At 43.5% G+C, this 19,595-nt stretch carries 22 protein-coding genes and 1 riboswitch; of the genes, 9 read left to right on the top strand and 13 right to left on the bottom strand.

The features are described 5' to 3' along the window. Positions 1 to 91: 91 nt before the first annotated feature. The 6 genes from CHH58_RS09115 to CHH58_RS09090 form a co-directional block, all read right to left on the bottom strand. Positions 92 to 1,099 (bottom strand): ABC transporter substrate-binding protein, encoded by a 1,008-nt coding sequence (locus CHH58_RS09115; protein WP_095227796.1) that lies wholly within the window; start codon positions 1,097 to 1,099, stop codon positions 92 to 94. Between the two features lie 10 nt (positions 1,100 to 1,109). Next, positions 1,110 to 1,925 (bottom strand): ABC transporter permease, encoded by an 816-nt coding sequence (locus CHH58_RS09110; protein WP_095227794.1) that lies wholly within the window; start codon positions 1,923 to 1,925, stop codon positions 1,110 to 1,112. Then, on the bottom strand, positions 1,912 to 2,688 hold the full coding sequence (locus CHH58_RS09105) for an ABC transporter ATP-binding protein (protein ID WP_095227792.1): 777 nt from the start codon (positions 2,686 to 2,688) through the stop codon (positions 1,912 to 1,914). Before CHH58_RS09105 ends, CHH58_RS09110 begins: the two co-directional genes overlap by 14 nt. A 377-nt stretch (positions 2,689 to 3,065) precedes the next feature. Further along, positions 3,066 to 3,788, bottom strand: a complete 723-nt coding sequence (locus CHH58_RS09100; RefSeq protein ID WP_095227790.1) for an amino acid ABC transporter ATP-binding protein — start codon at positions 3,786 to 3,788, stop codon at positions 3,066 to 3,068. Further along, positions 3,727 to 4,440 carry an amino acid ABC transporter permease gene (locus tag CHH58_RS09095; protein ID WP_095219170.1) on the bottom strand — a complete coding sequence of 238 codons (714 nt, stop codon included), beginning with the start codon at positions 4,438 to 4,440 and terminating at the stop codon, positions 3,727 to 3,729. Before CHH58_RS09095 ends, CHH58_RS09100 begins: the two co-directional genes overlap by 62 nt. 80 nt (positions 4,441 to 4,520) lie before the next feature. Continuing rightward, complete coding sequence (locus tag CHH58_RS09090) at positions 4,521 to 5,330, bottom strand: basic amino acid ABC transporter substrate-binding protein (RefSeq protein ID WP_095262397.1); 810 nt, start codon at positions 5,328 to 5,330, stop codon at positions 4,521 to 4,523. A 211-nt stretch (positions 5,331 to 5,541) separates the two neighbouring features. Between CHH58_RS09090 and CHH58_RS09085 the strand changes: the two genes are divergently transcribed. Further along, the gene (locus CHH58_RS09085; RefSeq protein WP_095227786.1) at positions 5,542 to 6,786 is read left to right on the top strand and encodes a M20/M25/M40 family metallo-hydrolase; all 1,245 of its coding nucleotides are present in this window, start codon (positions 5,542 to 5,544) and stop codon (positions 6,784 to 6,786) included. A gap of 39 nt (positions 6,787 to 6,825) precedes the next feature. Here the strand turns inward: CHH58_RS09085 and CHH58_RS09080 are convergent, their stop codons facing one another. Next, positions 6,826 to 7,122 (bottom strand): HesB/YadR/YfhF family protein, encoded by a 297-nt coding sequence (locus CHH58_RS09080; protein ID WP_095227784.1) that lies wholly within the window; start codon positions 7,120 to 7,122, stop codon positions 6,826 to 6,828. A gap of 185 nt (positions 7,123 to 7,307) precedes the next feature. Here CHH58_RS09080 and CHH58_RS09075 point away from each other — a divergent pair, with 185 nt between their 5' ends. Together CHH58_RS09075 and CHH58_RS09070 are read left to right on the top strand one after the other, a co-directional pair. Further along, the gene (locus tag CHH58_RS09075) at positions 7,308 to 7,925 is read left to right on the top strand and encodes a DUF47 domain-containing protein (protein WP_095227782.1); all 618 of its coding nucleotides are present in this window, start codon (positions 7,308 to 7,310) and stop codon (positions 7,923 to 7,925) included. A 13-nt stretch (positions 7,926 to 7,938) separates the two neighbouring features. Continuing rightward, positions 7,939 to 8,937: an inorganic phosphate transporter gene (locus CHH58_RS09070; RefSeq protein WP_095227780.1), complete on the top strand. Its 999-nt coding sequence runs from the start codon at positions 7,939 to 7,941 to the stop codon at positions 8,935 to 8,937. 40 nt (positions 8,938 to 8,977) lie between these two features. Here CHH58_RS09070 and CHH58_RS09065 read toward each other — a convergent pair whose 3' ends face one another. From CHH58_RS09065 to CHH58_RS09050, 4 genes are all read right to left on the bottom strand, one after another. Further along, a complete protein-coding gene (locus tag CHH58_RS09065) occupies positions 8,978 to 9,640 on the bottom strand; it encodes a methionine ABC transporter permease (protein WP_095227778.1) in 663 nt (220 codons plus the stop codon). Next, positions 9,637 to 10,650 carry a methionine ABC transporter ATP-binding protein gene (locus CHH58_RS09060; RefSeq protein ID WP_095227776.1) on the bottom strand — a complete coding sequence of 338 codons (1,014 nt, stop codon included), beginning with the start codon at positions 10,648 to 10,650 and terminating at the stop codon, positions 9,637 to 9,639. Before CHH58_RS09060 ends, CHH58_RS09065 begins: the two co-directional genes overlap by 4 nt. A gap of 12 nt (positions 10,651 to 10,662) precedes the next feature. Then, positions 10,663 to 11,472 carry a MetQ/NlpA family ABC transporter substrate-binding protein gene (locus tag CHH58_RS09055; protein WP_095227774.1) on the bottom strand — a complete coding sequence of 270 codons (810 nt, stop codon included), beginning with the start codon at positions 11,470 to 11,472 and terminating at the stop codon, positions 10,663 to 10,665. A 94-nt stretch (positions 11,473 to 11,566) separates the two neighbouring features. Then, a riboswitch (SAM riboswitch) is annotated at positions 11,567 to 11,674 on the bottom strand. Between the two features lie 497 nt (positions 11,675 to 12,171). Then, positions 12,172 to 12,498 (bottom strand): MerR family transcriptional regulator, encoded by a 327-nt coding sequence (locus CHH58_RS09050; protein WP_038563668.1) that lies wholly within the window; start codon positions 12,496 to 12,498, stop codon positions 12,172 to 12,174. A 196-nt stretch (positions 12,499 to 12,694) separates the two neighbouring features. Here CHH58_RS09050 and CHH58_RS18385 point away from each other — a divergent pair, with 196 nt between their 5' ends. Then, entirely contained in the window at positions 12,695 to 12,835 is a 141-nt protein-coding gene (locus CHH58_RS18385) for a hypothetical protein (RefSeq protein ID WP_164072087.1), read from the top strand. A gap of 37 nt (positions 12,836 to 12,872) precedes the next feature. On the opposite strand, the gene CHH58_RS09045 is transcribed toward CHH58_RS18385, so the two are convergent. Further along, positions 12,873 to 13,685, bottom strand: a complete 813-nt coding sequence (locus CHH58_RS09045) for a glycerophosphodiester phosphodiesterase (RefSeq protein ID WP_170937570.1) — start codon at positions 13,683 to 13,685, stop codon at positions 12,873 to 12,875. A gap of 252 nt (positions 13,686 to 13,937) precedes the next feature. Between CHH58_RS09045 and CHH58_RS09040 the strand changes: the two genes are divergently transcribed. The 5 genes from CHH58_RS09040 to CHH58_RS09020 all read left to right on the top strand — a co-directional run bounded on the left by CHH58_RS09040 (position 13,938) and on the right by CHH58_RS09020 (position 18,577). Continuing rightward, positions 13,938 to 14,189: a GlsB/YeaQ/YmgE family stress response membrane protein gene (locus CHH58_RS09040; protein ID WP_095227770.1), complete on the top strand. Its 252-nt coding sequence runs from the start codon at positions 13,938 to 13,940 to the stop codon at positions 14,187 to 14,189. A 185-nt stretch (positions 14,190 to 14,374) separates the two neighbouring features. Then, on the top strand, positions 14,375 to 15,499 hold the full coding sequence (locus CHH58_RS09035; protein ID WP_095232190.1) for an ABC transporter ATP-binding protein: 1,125 nt from the start codon (positions 14,375 to 14,377) through the stop codon (positions 15,497 to 15,499). After that, a complete protein-coding gene (locus tag CHH58_RS09030; RefSeq protein ID WP_095232189.1) occupies positions 15,496 to 16,419 on the top strand; it encodes a carbohydrate ABC transporter permease in 924 nt (307 codons plus the stop codon). The genes CHH58_RS09035 and CHH58_RS09030 overlap by 4 nt, the downstream gene beginning before the upstream one ends. Beyond that, positions 16,416 to 17,228, top strand: coding sequence for a carbohydrate ABC transporter permease (locus tag CHH58_RS09025; protein WP_095232188.1), 813 nt, complete (start codon positions 16,416 to 16,418; stop codon positions 17,226 to 17,228). The genes CHH58_RS09030 and CHH58_RS09025 overlap by 4 nt, the downstream gene beginning before the upstream one ends. A 20-nt stretch (positions 17,229 to 17,248) precedes the next feature. Then, positions 17,249 to 18,577 carry an ABC transporter substrate-binding protein gene (locus CHH58_RS09020; RefSeq protein ID WP_095262396.1) on the top strand — a complete coding sequence of 443 codons (1,329 nt, stop codon included), beginning with the start codon at positions 17,249 to 17,251 and terminating at the stop codon, positions 18,575 to 18,577. 195 nt (positions 18,578 to 18,772) lie between these two features. Here CHH58_RS09020 and CHH58_RS09015 read toward each other — a convergent pair whose 3' ends face one another. Further along, on the bottom strand, positions 18,773 to 19,516 hold the full coding sequence (locus CHH58_RS09015) for a ZIP family metal transporter (RefSeq protein WP_095232186.1): 744 nt from the start codon (positions 19,514 to 19,516) through the stop codon (positions 18,773 to 18,775). Positions 19,517 to 19,595 lie beyond the last annotated feature (79 nt).

The raw sequence follows: 19,595 nt of genomic DNA, 5'->3' as shown, positions 1-19,595 counted from the left end.
AAACATGAAAAAGCCCTTTCCATCCATACTATATGGCGATGCCCTGCCTAAGTTTCCAAGAAAAAAGCTGGCATCAATTGCCAGCCACAATTTATTCCAATGCCTCGACAAACTCCATATTAACCAGCTCTTCGTATTTATAATCTCCCTTGTATACACCTGTCTTCGTCACTACATCGATCGTCTTATCTGTTGCTTCCTCCGTTATATAGCCATCCTTGCTCCATAGTTCATCAGCATATGCTCGATCTAGTGATGCTTGCAGACTTGCTTCCTCTGTTGTAGGAAACTCCTTCTTTAATACCCGCATCGCCAGCTCTTCATCCTCATCCACCGCTTTTAAAGCCTTTGTAATAGCTTCTACAAATTTCTGGACAGTTTCAGGATCCTCATCAATAGTAGATTGCTTTACACTAATAACACTGTACGGATAATCTCCTAAACTAGGAAACCCATAGAAAGGTTCATTCCAGACCCCTTTTTCAATACCATCGTATATTTGAGGTTCCGCTCCATTAGCAATATCCGCCTGACCATTCTCGACTAACGATACGACTGCACTTGCATCGGCAGGCTCCTCAAGCAAAACGTCTTTGCCTGGCTCCATGCCAAGTTCCATGATCAAATAACGCGTCAACAGGTTAGGGCTGCCGCCATAACGCCCAGCTGCAATCGTCTTTCCTTCCAGGTAAGCTGCCAATTCTTCCTCTGATGCTCCTGCAGGAGGTGTGTCTCCGCCTGCCATCAAGTAGACATTGGCACGGTTAACAACGTTGACAACTGATACGATTGGGTCATTAGAATCAATATTAGCAAGGGCATTCGAATCCGGACCAGCAATATTTCCCCAGGCATCTCCGCTTACAACGGTTGTCACATGTGCTCCGCCAGTTGCGGTTACTACTTCTACGTCCAGTCCTTCTTCCTCAAAATATCCTTCATGGATGGCTGCATACAGCGGCAGGTAGCCAGTCAAATGCACTGGTTCTGCAATAGTAATTTTCTTCAGCTTCTCTTCCTCACCGCCACCCGTACATCCTGCCAGGATACCAAGCAAAACCGCCAAACAAATTACACCAAACAACCGCATTTTACTCATTGGACACCTCCTATTGTTTCGGCTCTTGACCGCGAAGCAATAACTTTTCTAAACTGACTGTCCCTGCGTACATGAGCATAGACAACAGAGACAATACAACGACACCTACCCAAACAAGGTCAATATCTAAAATCTGTCCTGCATAAAGGATCATCCTGCCGATTCCTTGGCGGGAACTTATGAATTCTCCGACAATTGTACCCGCAAGCGCCAATGCTATATTGATTCGCAGACTGCTGACAATCCAAGGCATCGTTGTCGGGACAACTACTTTTGTAAAGACATGTCTGCGTTTCGCTCCTAGGGAATAAAGCAGCTTTTCCAGATCTTTATCAATTGCTTTAATGCCGCTATGAGCAGCCAGCGCCGTGACAATGACGGTCATCAGGAATGCAAGCATCACTTTGGAAAAGAACCCGATGCCAAACAGAATGACAATGACTGGACCAAGCGCAAGCTTCGGAATGGCATTAAACGCAATCAGATATGGCTCCGATATTCTGGAATAATAAGCAGACCACCAAAAAGACAGACCAATAAAAGAACCAAATACTGTTCCTAACGCAAAGCCCGCGAGTGTTGCAAGCGATGTATAGACCAAATCATCCCAAAGCGTACCTTCCAAAAAAGCTACCTTGGCAGTTTCATAGATTGTGCTTGGACTGCTCCAATAATAAGGATCCATCACTTCGTATCGTGTCAGAACCTCCCACAATACAATCACCAGTATCCCAAGACCAAACTGACCGCCAAACACGATCCGCTTCATTCGCTGCTGGCGTTTCTTCTCGTCCTCAATGTATCGTTTCTTTTCAGGTTGTACCATTGTCTTTCGGTTCCTCTCTAAGCAAATCCAGCAACTTTTGCTTTAATGATATGAAATTGTCCGACAGCAATGTCTCTTCCCCGCGCGGGCGTTCCAATTCCACGTGAATCTTTGCCTTCAACTTGCCGGGGCGATGGGACAGAACATAAATATCATCTGATAAGTAAATAGCTTCATCTATATCGTGAGTGATGAATAGAATAGTCTTCTGGAAATCCTCCCAGATACGGAGCAGCCACCCCTGCATCTGCAGTCTCGTCTGCGCATCCAGCGCGCCGAATGGCTCATCAAGCAGGATAACATCCTGGTCATACAGCAGCGTTCTCAATAATGCTGCCCGCTGTCTCATACCGCCTGATAACTCCGGCGGATAATTGTTTTCAAAGCCTTGTAAACCATATCTTTCTAGTAATGGCTGTGCCTTCTTTCTTGCCTCCCGCTTCGAAACACCCTTGATTTCCAAGCCGAGAATCACATTATCCAAGATTGTCCGCCATGGTAGCAGCAGATCTTTTTGAAGCATATAACCAACATAACCACTCTTACCGACAATATTCTGCCCATCCAAAAGGATTTTTCCAGTGGTCGGTTTGATAAGCCCGGCAATCATATTAAAGAGTGTCGACTTGCCGCAGCCACTGGGGCCAATAATACTGACAAAGCGTCCAGCAGGTATTTGCATTGTTGTCGCCTGCAATGCAACAACTTCCTGTCCGTCGCGTCTGAATATCTTGCTAGCATCTACGACCTTTAATTTATACATTGCGCCACTCCTGTCATTTCTATAGACCCATCATACGCAGGAGTGTGCTAAATGATTACAAATTTAAAGCATGTCCAGCACAATTTTCCTTATTTCTGCAAAAAGCACAAAAAAAACAGCCTGCACAGTCGGATATGCCACGCAACATATCACCTGTACAAGCTGTAAGACAAGCCGAACAATGCATTCTGCTTGCAAATGAGAGGGATTAACCGAGAACATGACGAATGTTGCCTATTGGTTACAGTTCGTTTGTTACCCGAAAACCTTACCCTTACTTTAGCATAGGGAATATAGGATAACAGCAAACTTGTAAGAAAATATGACGCCCTTTTTACAAAAAGAACAGCCAGTGCGTAGATGCACTGGCTGTTCTGTCATAATACTTTACTTAAGAAAGCCTTTGTCCGTTCTTCCTTCGGATTACTGAAAATCTCCTCCGGTTTCGCTTCCTCTACAATATAACCGCCATCCATGAACAGCACTCGATCACCAACTTCGCGCGCAAAGCCCATTTCATGCGTTACAACAATCATTGTCATGCCTTCATTCGCAAGCTGCTTCATGACCTCAAGCACCTCTCCGACCATTTCTGGATCAAGTGCAGATGTTGGTTCATCGAACAGCATCACCTTCGGCTCCATGCATAAAGCGCGGGCAATAGCCACACGCTGCTTTTGTCCTCCGGAAAGAGATTCCGGAAATACACCCGCTTTGTCCTCCAAACCGACTTTTCGAAGCAGTGATAATGCCTTTTCTTCCGCATCCTTCTTTTTCCACTTGCGGACGACCATCGGAGAAAGCATAATATTTTCCAGTACTGTCTTATGAGGGAACAAGTTGAACTGTTGGAATACCATACCTACATCTGTCCGCACTTTATTGATGTTCACTTTTCTCTGAGAAATATCAGTTCCTTCTATATAAACATGACCACCCGTAATATCCTCAATCCGGTTGAGACACCGAATGAAAGTGGACTTCCCGGAACCGGAAGGACCGATAACGACGACTACTTCTTTTTCCTCTATTTCGACGTTAATGTCCCGCAGCACCTCGAGATCGCCGAACGACTTTTTTAGGTTTTTTACGCTGATCATCTGTCGCATACTTCCTTTCTAAAAAGCTCTGTACATATGATAATACTAAACAAACAACGAAATATAAAACGGCAACGGCCAAATACGGCTCCCAGACTCTCGAATACGCTCCAACTGCTACTCTTCCCCAATAGAAAAGTTCCGGTGCAGCAATGACAGCTCCAAGCGAAGAATCCTTCACCAACACAATAAATTCGTTGCCAAGCGGCGGAATCATCCGCTTAAATGCCTGCGGCAGCACGACATGCCGAAGCACTTGTGCATGGTTCATTCCAAGACTGTATGCAGCTTCCCGCTGCCCCTTATCGATGGAGTTGATACCAGCGCGGAAGATTTCTGCAATATAAGCAGCAGAATTCAAAGCTAATGCAACAATTAATGATATAAGTGGCTCCGGCGGCTTAATGAAAATCGGCATCACCGCAAAGTGGATCAAAAAGATCTGTACTAACAGCGGGGTACCTCTGAAAATATTCACATACCAAATGAACGGCAGCCGAAGTATTGGGTTAGACAAGCTTTTACCCATTCCGATCACTAAACCAATTAAAGCTCCAACGAGGAATCCAATCAAGGACGCCAGGATTGTATATCCGAGCCCTCTCATAAAGAAAGGTAAATATTCACTAATGATTTCCCATCTAAAATCCATTTCTCTCACCTCAGTATAGCTAATAAATCAAAACGTAAATATAGCGTAACGGTTGTTGTCGTTACGCTATATGATTCTTCTTATGGCTGTGCGCTTTCCAGTGCTTCAATATCCGGTGTGCCTTCAAACCACTCTTGATAGATTTCCTCATACGTTCCATTCTCCATAATCGTTTGGATCGCTTCATCTATTTTCTCTTTATGCTCGCTGTCTTTCGGAAGCAGCATTCCGTAATATTCCTGCTCAAAATTATCTTCATCTTCAATTAGAGTAATGTTGGCATCAGGATTATTTTTTACATAATGCTGAGCTACTGCGATATCTGTCACTACAGCCTCTACGTCACCGTTCTGCAAAGCCATCATGGTTGCTGCTGATGAATCGTACTTAGAAAGATCACTGCTGTTCTCCCCAACGAGTTTCTGTGCAGCTTCATCACCAGTCGTACCGTTCTGTACTCCGATTCTCATCCCTTTGATATCCTCACCTGATTGGATATCCGTTCCTTCCGGTACAGCGATAACCTGTGTTGCTTCGAAATAAGGAGCGGAGAAGTCATACGTTTCTTTTCTTTCATCCGTTATTGTGATACCAGCCATTCCAGCTTGCAGCGTCTCATTCTCTACTCCGACAAGCATTGGATCCCAGCCAGTGTTTTGGAATTCATAATCGATTCCTGCTTCTTTCATAATTGCGTCTAGCAAATCTGCATCAAATCCAACAATTTTATCACCTTCCATGGATTCGAAAGGAGCGAAAGTCGCTTCTGTTCCGATAGTAAGCTTTTCCTCAGCACCAGAACCGCTTGATTCGTTATTAGATATACATGCACTTAAGAATAAAACACTAACAAGTCCAGCTGCTGCCACGAGCTTTTTTACTGATTTCATAGTTGATGCCCCTTTTCTATCTATATTGTAAACTTGCAATAAAATCTATAATTATTCATTCCGGTGCACTTATTTTACATAACATCTTATGCCTTGTAAATATAAAATTAGAACAAATCGTTACTTTTCGACTATTTACGCAGTTTAAATTGTCAGTATATTGAGATTTTGTGTTACAGTACACGTATACCATAGGAAAGCAGGGGAATATATGACATCAACCAGCAAGGTATTCGCAAAGGAATTCGAACAGCTTCTGGATCTGCAGCAAGTACGTGACGCACTGTATTTTCTCAAACAGGATAATGAACAGACGACAAAGGATCAGATAGAAGTAACGGAAGTGGAGGCACCTCCATTCAAAGAAGAAATTCGTGCATCTTATTTTAAGGAGAAACTGGCAGCATTCGGCTTGGAAGACTTAAAAACAGATGACGAAGGAAATGTATATGGCATACGAAAAGGCAGCGGTAGCGGACCCACGGTTGTCATTGCAGCTCATTTGGATACAGTCTTCCCTGCTGGTACAAATGTGAAAGCCAAAATAGAAGATGGAATCGTCTACGCTCCTGGAATCGGTGATGACGGACGCGGCTTGGCAGTTTTACTGACCTTGTTGCGTACTTTGGAAGAAAATAAGATCGAAACAGAAGGAGATATCGTCTTCCTCGCTGATGTCGGCGAAGAAGGTTTAGGTGATTTACGCGGTATGAAAGCATATTTCCGAGACAATACATATGTGGATGGCTTCATTTCTGTAGAGCCAGGATCCCCTGGCGACTTGATTTACTGTGGTGTCGGAAGCAAGCGCTATAATGTAACCTTCAAAGGAAAAGGCGGACATAGCTTTGGTGACTTTGGCACTTCAAGCGCCATCCATGCAGCAGGTCGCGCTATAGCTGCATTAGCAGATTTGACCGTTCCTAAAGATCCGAAGACAACATACAATGTCGGCACGATTCATGGCGGTACATCCATCAATACTATTGCCCAACATGCAGGATTCCAGCTGGATTTACGCTCTGTTTCCAGCGAAGCTCTAGCAGAACTGGAGTCTAACGCACTTGCAATTATTGAGGAAGCAGCACAGGCTGAAGGCGAAGCACGACAGCAGCCAGGCAGCATTTCAGTTACGACAGAGCTCGTCGGAGACAGACCTGCAGGCAGCCAGCCAAAAGATGCCCCGATTCGTCATATTGCACTGCAGGCGGCTGAAGTTCTCGGAATTGAGGTCGAACGAGAAGAACCGCTTAGTACCGATGCAAATGTCCCAATCAGCCTGGGTATTCCTGCTCTTACACTCGGCGGTGGCGGTAACAGCGGCGGACACCATACGCTGGAGGAATTCTTCGATCCGACTGATGCCTTCTACGGACCGCAGCGAATTTTGCTTGCCCTGCTTGGGATGGTTGGCATAAAAGATTCTGTCGCACCACTGCTTCCTATCCGAAACTAAAAAATGAGCAAGAGCCTATACTGGCTCTTGCTCATTTTTTCAATTATGCGGAGGATATTCGTATTGGATATCGTCCCATTTACGTGAATACTTAACGCTCAAGTCTACCCCTTCAAAATACCATGCATCAGAACGTTCGACGAAGAATGTGATTCCTTGTACTTCCTCAGTCATAATTGGATCATTTGGCTGTTCCGCGGAAATGCCAAGTGAAAACCCTTCTATAATGCCGCCAATCCCGCCATAGCGAACATAAAAACGTACAGCACTGCCCGGTTCAAGGTCCATTTCTTGAACAAACCAGTTTGATGCGGGCTTTGTAATGGAGATCTGCATAATTTCACCCCTTCTATACAACTATAACAAATAGTGACAAAGTGTACCTCATACGACAAAAATCTAACGAAAACGTTGATAATTATTAATAAAAAGTTTACAATCTCTAGAGGATAGTTTACAAAAAATTATCATTATATGTTCCCAGGAACAACCCTATTCAAACACCATTCGGAGGTTTTGTAATGTTCAAGAAGAAACAAGACAAATTCTCTTTGCTTTTAGCTGATATAGCAAAGAATATTGATGAGACTGCTGACTTTTTTGTTACGTATAAAGTGAAAGATGCAGCAACTTTATCCGAGTTCTCCAATAAATTGAAGGAATTTGAGACAAAAGGTGATCAGCTTGTACATACGATCATCAAAGAATTGAACCATGCCTTCATTACACCTATCGAACGCGAAGACATCCTTCAGCTGACGAACAGCTTGGACGATGTACTTGATGGAATAGAAGAATTCTCTGGAATGATGGATACATACGGTATTTATTCTTCCGATAGCTTCATCGACCAATTTACAGAAGAAATTCGTGCTTGTTCAAAAGAAATCTTAATTACAATCGATTTACTTTCTCACAACAAACTAAAAGAAATTCAGGAGCATGCAATCAAAATCAAGGAGCACGAGCAGAACTGTGATACGATCTTCCGTAAATCCTTGAAACAGCTCTTCCAGAACGAAAAAGATCCAATCAAGGTGATTCAGTACAAAGAGTTGTACTACATCCTGGAAGAAATTGCTGACAGCTGCCAGTCTGTTGCGAACAATCTTGAAACCATCATCATGAAGAATTCGTGAGGCGTAAACAACAATGGATGTTTTATTAGTAATAACTATTCTAACCGTCATCTTCGCCCTTGCATTTGATTTTATCAATGGGTTCCATGATACTGCCAATGCTATCGCAACATCTGTATCTACAAAGGCTTTAAAACCAAGACACGCAATCATTATGGCTGCAGTTATGAACTTTGTTGGTGCTATGACCTTTACTGGAGTTGCTAAAACAATCACTAGTGATATCGCAAATCCAAACGACATCGTCAACGGCTCTGTCGTTATCTTGGCTGCCTTAATTGCAGGGATCGCATGGAATTTGATTACATGGTATTACGGGATCCCGAGTAGTTCTTCTCATGCCATCATCGGTTCTCTTGCAGGTGCAGTCATTGCGTCGAGCGGATTTGCTATTCTTAATGTAGACGGATTTCTAAAAATCCTTCAAGCATTAATCATTTCTCCGATTCTGGCTTTTGTTGTAGGTTTTATTTTATATAACATCATTAAGCTGATTTTCCGAGAAAAAAACTTACCGAAGACGAACAAGAATTTCCGTCGGGTACAGATCTTTACTGCAGCACTGCAATCATTCACCCACGGTACGAATGATGCCCAAAAAGCAATGGGGATCATCACGATGGCGTTAATTACAGCAGGTCTGCATACAACATCTGATATCCCATTCTGGGTACAAGCAGCCTGTGCAACTGCTATGGGGCTTGGTACTTCAATAGGTGGTTGGAAAATCATCAAGACTGTCGGCGGTAAAATCATGAAAATTCGTCCAGTGAACGGCGTTGCAGCTGATTTGACTGGAGCGTTCATCATTTTCGGTGCTACTTTCATTCACTTACCAGTAAGTACAACGCATGTTATTTCTTCCTCTATCATGGGGGTTGGTACAGCTCACCGACGTAAAGGTGTTAACTGGGGTACTGCGAAACGCATGGTCATCACGTGGTTCATTACTCTGCCGATCACAGCTTGTCTGGGTGGTCTGATTTATTACATCTTGAACATTTTCTTTTAAATATAATGAAAGCACGCTTGGATTAACCAAGCGTGCTTTTTTAATCTTTTCGCAAACGTCTTGCCAACACGTTTCCGAATGTCTGCATTGCTTGTACAAGTATGATCAGGATGATGATAACGACATACATAACGACAGGCTCGAAACGCAAGTGTCCATATTGATATGCCAAATCACCAAGACCGCCAGCACCGACAAGCCCTGCCATTGCTGTTGCCCCTATCAAACCAATGGTTGCAATCGTCAGACCAAGGATCATTGTTGATCTGGCCTCTCTTATAATGACGCTCCAAATAATTTTAGTTGTGGAAATCCCCATCGATTCATAAGCCTCGATGACTCCTTTATTCACTTCAAGTAATGCTGACTCCATTAAACGAGCAATATAAGGCGCTGTATAGACAACGAGTGGAAGGATAACTCCTTCAACACCTATTGTAGTTCCGACCAAGGCTCTTGTCAGAGGCAAAAGCAAGAACAAAAGGATGATGAAAGGAATAGATCGGATAACATTGATGATTGTATTCACTATTGAATAAAATACTCGGTTCTCTGCTTGTCCGCCTTTTCTTGTCATGACCAGCAAAATACCTAATGGCAATCCAATTACGATTGAAATAGCTAAAGAAATACCTGTCATTAGCAGTGTCTGCCAAAACGCCTCGGTGATGTCAGTTCCCCATTCTGTCCAGAACTCAATCATGACGCCACCTCCTCAACCGTTACTTGCTGCGACTCCAAGTACGATATTGCCTTCTCCACTTCTGCTGGATCTCCTTGCAAATGAATAAGCAATTTACCAACGGAGCTAGCTTTCAGCTGATCGATTCCACCGGCTAGTATACTTGGGACAACTTCAAATTTCTTTGTAATCGCTGCAAGAAACGGCTCATTCGAAGCTTCTCCGATAAACGTCAGTGAAACGAGACGCCCTGTAGCAGAAAGTCCTTTCTTCACGCTGTCCGGAACTTGGAAATTCGCGTCATCAAAGACAAATTTCCGCGTCTGCGGGTGTTGCGGTTTGGTGAAGACATCAATTACGGATCCTTCTTCCACCAGCTCTCCATGGTGCATAACACCAACACGATCGCAAATACGCTGGATGACATCCAGTTCATGTGTAATCAGGAAGATTGTGATGCCAAGTTCCTTGTTCACTCTGAGCAGCAGTTCCAGAATGGAAGACGTCGTATTCGGATCCAAAGCACTTGTTGCTTCATCACTTAACAGCACTTCCGGTTCTTGAGCAAGTGCTCTTGCGATAGCTACCCGCTGCTTCTGACCACCTGATAATTGGGCCGGATAGACATTTTTCTTTTCATCTAGGCCTACAATCTTCAGATATTTATCAACACGTTCCTTGATTTCATGCTTCGGCACTTTACTTAGCTTCAGCGGTCTAGCAACGTTTTCATAAACTGTTGCTGTAGAGAGCAGATTAAAATGTTGGAATATCATTCCGATTTTCCCTCTTGCTTTACGAAGCTGCCATTTCTTAAGTTTAGTAAGATCTATACCGTCGATGAATACTTCGCCTTCAGTGGGACGCTCCAGTAAATTGGCACAGCGGATCAGGGTACTTTTCCCTGCTCCGCTGAATCCGATTACGCCATAGATTTCACCTTTATTGATTTTCAAGGAGACGTCTTTCAACGCCTCCACTTTCTTCTTGCCTGTGGTAAAGGTCTTCGATACATTTTTCAGTTCAATCATATTGCTTCCCCCTTACCAGCTTGGAACGACGGATCCTTGGAATTCATCTTCTACAAACTGTTTTACTTCATCAGACTGGTAAATCTCTTGAAGCTTCTTCACAATCTCATCGTCCTTGTTCGCTGATCTTACAACAAAGTAGTTAGACCATGGATTGTTTTCTGATTCCTCTGCAAAGATAGCATCATCATTGATATTCAAGTCTGCGCCCATTGCAAAGTTCGTGTTGATTGCTGCTGCTGCTACTTCCGGAAGCTGAGCTGGCAGCTGGGATGCATCCAATTCAACGATTTCCAGGTTCAGTGGGTTCTCTACGACATCCTTAGCTGTTGCGGAGTTCTCGGCCTCGGGATCTACTTTCAATACTCCTGCTGTTTCAAAGAGTTTCAACGCACGATATTCGTTGGCAGGATCATTCGGTACAGCGATTTTGTCGCCTTCCTTCAATTCGGAAATATCCGAAATCTTATCTGTATAGATACCCATAGGGAACGTAAGTGTCTTAAATACTTCTTTTAGTTCATATCCTTGATTCTTTACTTGATCTTCTAGGAAAGGAAGTGTCTGATAGCTGTTTGCATCCAGGCTTCCATCATCTAACGCACTGTTTGGTGTATTGTAATCATTGAATGTTTTAATTTCTACATCGATACCTTCATCAGCTGCTAGTTCTTTCACTTTCTCCATCACTTGCTCATGAGGTCCACCGCTGGCGCCGACCAATATTTTGTCATTTGCTAGTGCAGCAGATTTATCATTGCCGCATGCTGCTAAGAATAATGCTAATAATCCGATAAGTCCAAAGCTTAAGATTTTTTTCATGTTGCTCTCCCCTTTTTTCTTCGCTGTTATCAACTACAATAAAAAAGCGCCTCTCTAGATTAAGAGAGGCGCATGGTATTCGTATGCACTAATTCTCTTATCTCTCAGTACGGCTTTCACCGTCTGCAGGAATTAGCACCTAGATCATCGATCTGGTTGCCGGGCTTCATAGGACCTGTTCCTCCACCGCTCTTGATAAGAATTTCATTATACTTTTGTTGTTGATCTGTTTGTTACTTTACCTTCCAATCTAGTTATTGTCAATATAATTTTAAAATTTATAGAAAAATCAATCTGTTTTTTTGTATTAGGTTAGCAGGAAAGTACGCAGACACTTGACTCAGCTGAAGGGGATGAGAATATTTGACCACAAATCTTTAAAACAAGCGATTGATCAAGCTGCAAAAGCCGACAGAAGTTTACATCTATCATATGTAAATCCCTTAGATTATGCTTCCTCCAATGTGAATCATGACGAATTCGACGGATTACCTTCAATCTATTGTGTAATCTGATTTTTTTACTTCGAGTGTACTAATTTTCTTTAAAATTACGATATGTAAATGGTGCAATTCACAGCATGCAACAACATAGATTATCGGACGGTAAAGTGCATTTTTTTATGACATGATAAAAGCCGGATGATAAACCATCCGGCTTTTCTGTGTACAAGGCCTCCCAACACATACGTACACACACTTACTCTCTTTGTATACCAAAGCGGGCGTTGATCTGCCCTCGCAGCATTTGCTGGCGGCTTTCTCGTTCCGCTTCTTTCCTCTTGTCTCTCAGCATCTGCTGACGAATTTCGAAGGTTTGCACACCCTCTTCCCTTTTGTTGGCGATCTCGATCAATTGCTCTACATCCGAAAAAGAGTACTTGCGATTTCCCTTCGCTGAACGTTCAGGAAAAATGAGCTTGCGTTCCTCGTAATAACGAATTTTTCGTTCAGTCAGACCAGTCAGTTCACTCACAATACCTATTGTGATCACTTTTCTGTTCTTGTAAGAAGGTTCGTTACTCATCTGTTCACCTCATCACCATGTGCTGTTACTCCACATTATACCGTATTTATCCATTCATCCTAGTGTTGTGTGAGGAAACCTAACAAACAACAAAATAGTTCGTCAGCATCACTGACATGTTTGATGCAAAGTTATTCGGCTATAAGTATACTGAGCGTAACAGTAAAAAGGAAACACAGAAAGGAGCGTCAGACACGTGGCACTTGATCAGGAAGCCCTTGATTTAGCCAAACAGATTGTAGAACTCGACCTGAAGCGCGATGAGTGCTGGGAGGATCTTGCAGCCCTTGCAGGAGACAGAGCATTCGAACTGCTTCGACTCGTTCAGAATAGATGACATGAAAAAGGAGACCTGCGAAACAGGTCTCCTTTTTTTATTTCACGTAATTTGGATAGTCTGTAATGATACCATCGACACCTGCTCGAATTAAGGGCTGAACTTCCCCTGGCGCCCGAATTGTCCACGGCATAATCCGCATGCCACGTGTATGAACCCTGCCAACCAATGTATCATCCTGCGTAACATTAGTGAAATGTGCATTCACATAATCTGCATACGTAGATATTTTATCAAGTTTACGATTTGTAAGGTCTGCACTTCTTGACGTTAGTACACCAAGCGGAACTTGCGGCAACAGCTGCGACAGATATGCAACGGATCCGAAGTTAAAAGATTGCAGAATCACTTCTTCATAAAGAACATTAGCTAATTCATATCTTTCCAGCAGCTCAGCAACTGCTTCCTCTATTCCATCGTAAAGTTCTGGTGACTTTAATTCGATTAGGAATTTTGTTTTTCCTTTATACCTTCTGATTACATCTTCTAACAGCGGGATGCGCTGACCTTTATATACGGAATCATATCCAGCGCCTACATCATAAGATTGTAAGGCAGTAAATGCAAGATCCTTCACATATACAATCTCTTCCGGGGCATCAGCAGCTGTACGATTGATTGAAGTGTCATGTATGACGACAAGCTGACCATCCTTTGTCATTTGAACATCCAGCTCGATGAAATCGGCTTGCATCTCTACGGCCAAGTCAAAGGCTGCAATTGTATTTTCAGGTGCAAATCCGGAAGCACCGCGATGAGCGATGACAGGCAGGATACCATTTTGCACGGACTGACTATCAAGCGATCTTGTAGTTACGGACTCGTACGATGGACTAATCTGATTCATCATTCGGATCATCTCCCTGTAGGTATCTGGATTGTAATCTTTGTACTAAAGTACAAGAATTGGACGGTGATCTTTATTCATCTTCTTTGTACTTTCAATATAACGACCTTTTATTAAGGGGATGTTGAGCTCCTGTGTAGAATGATGCAGCTTATCTTAAGAACATGTAAACATACGATGTTTGCAATCTTGCAAGTTCGGGAATGCTACTACTAGAACACAACAAATCACATCACTTGTTTGGAGGTAGTTATTATGAGTTTTATCTTATATCTAATTGTCGGTGGTATTATCGGCTGGCTAGCAGGCTTAATCCTTGGACGTGACGTTCCAGGTGGCATCATTGGTAATATCATTGCTGGTATTATCGGAGCATGGCTTGGCGGACTTATCTTTGGAGACTTCGGCCCTGACCTGGCAGGAATAGCAATCATTCCTGCTCTAATCGGTGCCATTATCTTCGTCTTTGTATTAAGCCTAATCTTACGCAAAATGCGTAGAAAGTAATAGAAACACAAAAGGACTTGCGGGCAATATTGCCTGCAAGTCCTTTTTTTGTTCCGAGATTGTATGAGCTTTGTAAAATAAACAGCCGTTCTCCTTTTCTCTGTAAATGCTTTTTCACCTACACTTCACGTTAACTCAATTTTCACTCGTTATAGTATAGATGAATTCGCAGAAAGGAGCAGATTATGACACATGTAGAGCTGGCCGGTTTGAAAAAATCATATGATGGCAAAAAAAATGTAATTGAGCAAGTAGATCTGCAACTGCAGCAAGGCGAGTTCTTCGTCCTTGTCGGTCCTTCAGGCTGCGGGAAGAGCACAATTCTCCGAATGATAGCTGGTCTCGAGCCGATAACGGACGGGGAATTGTTTGTGAATGGCAAGAGAATGAATGATGCACCACCGAATAAAAGGGATTTATCTATGGTTTTTCAAAATTATGCACTGTATCCGCATTTGAATGTGGAACAAAATATCACCTTCGGCTTACATACAAAGAAAATCTCACGCGAGGAACAAAAACGCCGCTGTCTGGAAGCTGCCGACATGCTCGGCTTGGCTGAATACTTAAAACGTAAACCACGTGAGTTATCAGGCGGCCAAAGACAGCGGGTTGCCCTCGCAAGAGCAATTGTGACGCAAGCTCCTCTTTGTCTGATGGATGAGCCATTATCGAATCTCGATGCGAAACTCCGAACCCGGATGCGCTCAGAAATCAGGCAGATACAGCGGAAGCTGGGAATTACAATGATCTATGTCACACATGATCAGACCGAAGCGATGACGATGGCTGACCGGATGATGATCCTTCATGAAGGTGAAGCCATGCAAATCGGCAAACCGCTTGATATCTACAATCAGCCTGCCAACACATTCGTTGCATCATTTATCGGATCACCTGCCATGAATGTAATGGAAGCTGACGTTTCTCCAAGCGGTATCGTTCTATCACCCCACTGCACATTGCCTAACCCGATGAAAGGCAATGTGAAAGCAGCGAGCAAAAATGTTCAGATCGGAATCAGACCAGAGCACATCCTGTTTTCCGCTCCGGAGCAAGCAGATGCTGTGGTAGAGGTCGTTAATACTGAGGTACTTGGTACAGAGACACTCATCACCTTCATCTTGGATAATGCCAAAGAGCAATGGATTGCCCGATGGAACGGTCAATGGCAATTCTCTGTTGGGGACCGGATACCAATCCGTTTCGACTTAGATGCTATCCACCTCTTTTCAAAAGACAATGGACGTCTTCTATGGGCAGCCAATGATGGACAGCCAAACCAGACAGCCAAAGAGGTACTCAGATGAACGACGCCCGGGAATTGCTACCTGTTCCATCTCAAGAAAGCCGACCAAAGCGGAACCTATTCGCCTTCCTGGAGGGCTGGCTCTATTTGCTTCCTTCTATCATCCTGTTCGGCGTGTTCGTTTTTTACCCGATGTTCCGAACCATATACTTGAGTTTCTTTCTAGCTGATCAAATGGGACCCTTCGAATTCGTCGGATTAGAAAACTACCAGTATATCGTAAGCTCAGACAGTTTTCAGAGCAGCGTTAAAGCTACCATTCTTTTTGTGCTATACACAGTGCCTGCAGGTATCCTGCTTGCTCTCTTTCTGGCATTGCTGACAAATGAAAAAATCAAAGGAATTGGTATATTCCGTACGTTGTTTTCCTCAACAATGGGGATGAGCGTTGCCGCTTCTAGTGTCATTTGGATGTTCATGTATAATCCATCAATCGGCGTATTCAGCAGAATTGCCGAGTGGTTAGGCTTTCCAGCCATCCAATGGCTGCAGAATCCTGATTATGCCTTGCTCGCAGTATCTTTATCCACAGTGTGGATGAATGCAGGCTTCGCTTATCTGATCATACTGGGCGGATTACAGAACATCGATACCCACCTATACGAAAATGCAAAAGTAGCAGGTGTAAGTTATCTTTATCAGCTCCGCCGAATTACACTGCCCATGCTGTCCCCTACATTATTCTTTATCGTGACAGTATCGTTCATCAACGCTTTTCAGACATTCGGGCAAATTGACATTCTTACCAAGGGCGGACCGGTAGAATCAACGAATGTAATCGTCTATTCCATCTATAAGGATGCCTTCATCAATAATGATGTCGGCTCGGCGAGTGCACAGGCAGTCATCCTATTCTTCTGTGTCCTGCTGCTGACAGCACTGCAGTTTAAGCTTGGCGAGAGGAAGGTGCATTACCAATGATTCTTGCAAAGCGTATCAGCCTTTATACCGTCCTGGTCATCTGCGCGATCATCATGATGTTCCCGATTTTCTATGCTTTCAGCATCTCCTTCATGGATGGCGGAGAAGTTATGGGCGGACAGCTTCTTCCTAGCAGTCTATCATTGGATAATTACTTAGAGGTTTTTAAAAAAGTGCCTCTGCTAACCTATTTGCTCAACAGTTTCGTCACTTCTGCCATCGTTATGGGCGGACAGCTGCTAGTCAGCAGTTTAGCTGCCTTTGCCTTTGTTTTCATAAAATTCAAAGGCAGGGACTTCGTCTTCTTCTTGTTTATTTCAACCATGATGATACCTTGGGAAGCGACGATGGTACCGAATTTCATGACAATACAAAGCCTAGGTTGGACAAACAGCTATCTCGGATTGACAATCCCTTTCTTTGCTTTAGCATTCGGAACCTTTCTATTACGCCAGCACTTCAAGACAATACCCCAGGAACTCTATGAAGCTTCTCAGGTAGCTGGTATTTCCAGATTTCGTTTCTTTTGGAATGTCATCCTGCCCGTCAGCAGGTCGAGCTTAATCACCTTAGGTATTTACAGCTTTCTGACCAATTGGAACATGTATCTTTGGCCGCTGTTAGTCACAAACACAGAATCGGCAAGAACCGTCCAGATCGGGCTTAAGCAGCTGCAAACACAAGAAATCGCATCCGATTGGGGTATCGTCATGGCTGGCGTCGTCATCGTAATCCTGCCTACGCTGTTGCTGTTGTTCGCCGGACAGAAAAAACTGCAAAAAGGTCTCACACAAGGTGCAATCAAATAAAATCGAAAGAGGTTATATTGATGAAAAGACTATTAGCTGGTTTATCTGTTTTATTTGTACTGTTCCTTACCGCTTGTTCCAGTACGGATTCTGCGAGCGGTACAACGGAGGATGGCAAGACAGAAATCATCTTCTGGCATGCCATGGGCGGAGAATTAGAAGCAAGTGTCAATGAAATCGTAGACGAATACAACAGCTCACAGGATAAATATACTGTAAAGCCGGTTTATCAAGGTTCATATGAGGAATCTTTGACAAAATTGAATACTGTTGCGGGTACTGCAGATGCTCCGGCAGTTACACAGATTTTTGAAGCAGGTACAAAGCAAATGATAGACAGCGGAAATATCCAGCCTGTACAGAAATTCATCGATGAAGAAAACTACGATACATCACAATGGGAAGAGAATATTTCCTCCTATTATCAAGTGGATGGCGAGCAGTATTCTATGCCATTTAACTCCTCCACTCCTGTGCTTGCCTATAACAAGGATGCATTCAAGGAAGCTGGCCTTGATCCTGAGCAAGCGCCACGCACTTACAGCGAGCTAAAGGAAGCTGCAGAAAAGCTAACGATTAAAGAAGGAGATAAGACGTCACAATATGGTCTTTCCATTTTGAATTATGGCTGGTTCTTCGAGGAATTACTTGCCACACAGGGCGGCATGTTCGTCGATAATGAAAATGGACGCGAAGGCGGAGCAACAAAAGCTTCATTCAACGATGAAAAAGGTCAGAAGGTATTTGAATTAATAAGTGGTATGTACGAGGAAGGAACTTTTTATAACAGCGGTCAAAATTGGGATGATATGCGGGCATCCTTCCAAACTGGCACTATGGCAATGATGCTTGATTCTTCTGCCGGTATCAAAGGACTCGTTGATAATGCCGATTTCGAAGTTGGCGTAGCATATCTGCCGCACCCGGATAATGTTGATCCGCAAGGCGTTATCATCGGGGGAGCTTCCCTCTGGATGGCGAAGGATATAGAAGAGAATCAGCAGCAAGCTGCTTGGGACTTCATGAAATACTTGTCAACAGCAGAGGTTCAGGCAAAATGGCATGTTGAATCTGGCTATTTCGCCATTAACCCAGCTGCTTATGAAGAAGATATCGTAAAACAAGAGTGGGAAAAATACCCACAGTTAAAAGTAACTGTCGACCAGCTGCACGATACAGTGCCAAGTACAGCAACACAAGGTGCTTTAATTTCCATCTTCCCAGAAGCACGTCAGCAGATTGTAACTGGTATGGAGAGTCTATACCAAGGTGAAGATCCAAAAGCTGCATTAGATAAAGCAGCAGCCGAGGTGGACACTGTTCTTGAAAAAGGCAGTCGCAGCAGATAAAGAAAAACGTGAGAGCAATATGCTCTCACGTTTTTTAATACGAAGCTCTACCAGAACGCTTCGCTTTGCGTTTATTGATAATTTTCTTAACGATAGGATAGACGACAGGTCCATACTTAATCGCTTTCCGAATAAGGTTTTTCATGTTGAAACGCCTCCATTCTTTTGTTTGTATATCCCCTGTATAAACTATGCTTAAACATGCGCCAAGGAAAAGGCGATGAACATCCCTACTGCTGTTACAATCCCTACAGCTGGACCGCCCTCTTCATATGCTTCAGGTGCCATAGTGGATGCAACCATAGCAATAATTGCTCCACCTGCAAATGAATTAAGTATCGCTCTTGTACTAGCGCTTGTATCCTGAAGTAATACAGCTCCAATTAGTGCACTCAAAGCAGAGATCACGATTACGGCTATCCACATAATGATGATGCGCTTTCGACTATATCCGCTGCTTTGCATCCCTGAAGTACTGGAAAGACCTTCTGGAAAGTTACTGATAAAAATGGACACGATCAAAGCAGTACTAGCACCTCCCCCGCTCGCCAAACTCAAGCCGATCATGGCTGATTCCGGTATCGCATCCATTACTGTACCTGCGAATATTGCTAGCCCTGAACCTTTCTCGTCTTTCTTATGTGTCTCGTGCAGACGGCTGCTTTTGCGATTCTTCCCGCCGCTACGAGATATAACGATATCCAATATAGTAAAGATAACTGCTCCTCCAAGAAATCCGATTGCCACTTCCTGCAAGCCGCCGCTGATTTCATATGCTTCCTCCAATAGCTCATAGGAGGTAGAACCAATCAGCGCCCCTGTACCTAAGGCCATGATAAACCCGATAATTCGCTTCTTTACGGGAACAAGCATCAGTACAGCTGCACCGATTAAACTGGCAGATCCAGCGATGGCTCCCCATAAAATAGCTTCCCACATATGCATCTTCCTTTCTGTGTCATGTAGAGCCATTGCCATAATAGGAAGAAATTAAACATAGGTGAAGTATTCCATATAA

The sequence above is a fragment of the Terribacillus saccharophilus genome (assembly GCF_002272745.1).
Taxonomy (GTDB): domain Bacteria; phylum Bacillota; class Bacilli; order Bacillales; family Amphibacillaceae; genus Terribacillus; species Terribacillus saccharophilus_B.
Note: the sequence above shows the minus strand (reverse complement) of the source record. Positions and strands in the feature narration are given on the sequence as shown.

Excerpts from the sequence above, each read along its gene's own strand:
- CHH58_RS09095 (WP_095219170.1), bottom strand. The coding sequence starts at position 4,440 with ATGGATTTTAGATGGGAAATCATTAGTGAATATTTACCTTTCTTTATG.
- CHH58_RS09100 (WP_095227790.1), bottom strand. The coding sequence starts at position 3,788 with ATGATCAGCGTAAAAAACCTAAAAAAGTCGTTCGGCGATCTCGAGGTG.
- CHH58_RS09070 (WP_095227780.1), top strand. The coding sequence starts at position 7,939 with ATGGATGTTTTATTAGTAATAACTATTCTAACCGTCATCTTCGCCCTT.
- CHH58_RS09110 (WP_095227794.1), bottom strand. The coding sequence starts at position 1,925 with ATGGTACAACCTGAAAAGAAACGATACATTGAGGACGAGAAGAAACGC.
- CHH58_RS09035 (WP_095232190.1), top strand. The coding sequence starts at position 14,375 with ATGACACATGTAGAGCTGGCCGGTTTGAAAAAATCATATGATGGCAAA.
- CHH58_RS09115 (WP_095227796.1), bottom strand. The coding sequence starts at position 1,099 with ATGAGTAAAATGCGGTTGTTTGGTGTAATTTGTTTGGCGGTTTTGCTT.
- CHH58_RS09025 (WP_095232188.1), top strand. The coding sequence starts at position 16,416 with ATGATTCTTGCAAAGCGTATCAGCCTTTATACCGTCCTGGTCATCTGC.
- CHH58_RS09075 (WP_095227782.1), top strand. The coding sequence starts at position 7,308 with ATGTTCAAGAAGAAACAAGACAAATTCTCTTTGCTTTTAGCTGATATA.
- CHH58_RS09020 (WP_095262396.1), top strand. The coding sequence starts at position 17,249 with ATGAAAAGACTATTAGCTGGTTTATCTGTTTTATTTGTACTGTTCCTT.
- CHH58_RS09030 (WP_095232189.1), top strand. The coding sequence starts at position 15,496 with ATGAACGACGCCCGGGAATTGCTACCTGTTCCATCTCAAGAAAGCCGA.
- CHH58_RS09060 (WP_095227776.1), bottom strand. The coding sequence starts at position 10,650 with ATGATTGAACTGAAAAATGTATCGAAGACCTTTACCACAGGCAAGAAG.
- CHH58_RS09090 (WP_095262397.1), bottom strand. The coding sequence starts at position 5,330 with ATGAAATCAGTAAAAAAGCTCGTGGCAGCAGCTGGACTTGTTAGTGTT.
- CHH58_RS09085 (WP_095227786.1), top strand. The coding sequence starts at position 5,542 with ATGACATCAACCAGCAAGGTATTCGCAAAGGAATTCGAACAGCTTCTG.
- CHH58_RS09065 (WP_095227778.1), bottom strand. The coding sequence starts at position 9,640 with ATGATTGAGTTCTGGACAGAATGGGGAACTGACATCACCGAGGCGTTT.
- CHH58_RS09040 (WP_095227770.1), top strand. The coding sequence starts at position 13,938 with ATGAGTTTTATCTTATATCTAATTGTCGGTGGTATTATCGGCTGGCTA.
- CHH58_RS09050 (WP_038563668.1), bottom strand. The coding sequence starts at position 12,498 with ATGAGTAACGAACCTTCTTACAAGAACAGAAAAGTGATCACAATAGGT.
- CHH58_RS09105 (WP_095227792.1), bottom strand. The coding sequence starts at position 2,688 with ATGTATAAATTAAAGGTCGTAGATGCTAGCAAGATATTCAGACGCGAC.
- CHH58_RS09080 (WP_095227784.1), bottom strand. The coding sequence starts at position 7,122 with ATGCAGATCTCCATTACAAAGCCCGCATCAAACTGGTTTGTTCAAGAA.
- CHH58_RS09045 (WP_170937570.1), bottom strand. The coding sequence starts at position 13,685 with ATGATGAATCAGATTAGTCCATCGTACGAGTCCGTAACTACAAGATCG.
- CHH58_RS09015 (WP_095232186.1), bottom strand. The coding sequence starts at position 19,516 with ATGTGGGAAGCTATTTTATGGGGAGCCATCGCTGGATCTGCCAGTTTA.
- CHH58_RS09055 (WP_095227774.1), bottom strand. The coding sequence starts at position 11,472 with ATGAAAAAAATCTTAAGCTTTGGACTTATCGGATTATTAGCATTATTC.